This window comes from Streptomyces sp. SM1 (assembly GCF_002910825.1).
In the GTDB taxonomy this organism is placed as follows: Bacteria; Actinomycetota; Actinomycetes; order Streptomycetales; family Streptomycetaceae; genus Streptomyces; species Streptomyces okerensis.
The window spans coordinates 1-1,119 of record NZ_NEUB01000464.1 but is presented as its reverse complement, the minus strand read 5'-3'; the positions used below and the strand labels follow the sequence as shown (position 1 = coordinate 1,119).

At 73.4% G+C, this 1,119-nt stretch carries 1 protein-coding gene; it reads left to right on the top strand.

Annotation, left to right across the window (positions count from 1 at the left end):
- Positions 1-192: 192 nt before the first annotated feature.
- Positions 193-1,119, top strand: a 927-nt coding sequence (locus B9S61_RS11600) for a serine/threonine-protein kinase (protein WP_146064797.1), incomplete at its 3' end; no start/stop codon positions are given.

Here is a 1,119-nt window from a genome sequence, read left to right as displayed (position 1 = left end):
CGTCGGCCCCCGGGACGGCGGGCGCGTCGGCGGCCGACTCCCCGGCGGCCGGCCCCTCGGTGTCGGGTTCCTCACCCCAGGCCGGACCCAAAGGTCGATAAAAGGGAGATAAGTTCCGGCGAGGGTCACGGGTCTGTGACCGGTGGGTGTTCGCAGTGGATACGTGAGGGTCTCGCGCGATATGGATGAACCATGAGCAGCAACGGGGGAGCCCGCAGCGGGTCCGACGAGCCCACGAGTTTTGGTCTGCAACCACCGAACCCGCCCACGCCGGTGCCGCACGCCGACAACCCGTACGCGGCGCCGACGCAGGTGGTCCCGCGGCAGGCGCAGGAGACCCGGCAGGCGCGGACCCCGCAGCACCCGCCACACCCGTACGGTGCGGGGCAGGACCCGACGCCCCGGCCGGCGACCGCGCCCGACCCCGGCACCGGGCGGCTGATCGCCGGTCGCTACCGGCTGCTCGCCAAGCTCGGGCACGGCGGCATGGGCACCGTGTGGCGTGCCAAGGACGAGACGGTGGACCGCGAGGTCGCCGTCAAGGAACCGCGCGTCCCGGACCACCTTCCCGAACGCGAACGTGTCAACGCCTTCGAGCGGATGCGCCGTGAGGCCCGCGCCGCCGCCCGGCTCGACCACCCGGCGGTGGTCAACGTCCATGACGTCGCGGTGGTCGACGGCCGGCCGTGGATCGTGATGGAACTGGTCCAGGGCCGTTCGCTGGGCGGCGTGCTGCAGGAGGAGGGCACCCTCTCCGCACGGGAGGCGGCCAGGGTCGGCCTGGAGGTGCTCGGCGCGCTGGAGGCCGCCCACGCGGCGGGCATCCTGCACCGGGACGTCAAGCCGGACAACGTGCTGCTCGGCCGGCACGACCGCGTCGTACTCACCGACTTCGGCATCGCCCAGATCGAGGGCGAGACCAATCTGACCGACACCGGCGGCTTCGTCGGTTCGCCCGAGTACATCGCGCCGGAGCGGGTGCTGGGCCAGCGCCCCGGCCCCGCCTCCGACCTGTGGTCCCTCGGTGTGGTGCTGTACGCGGCGACGGAGGGGGTCTCGCCGTTCCGCCGCAGCAACACCCCCGCCACCCTCCAGTCCGTGCTCAACGCGACCCCGGCG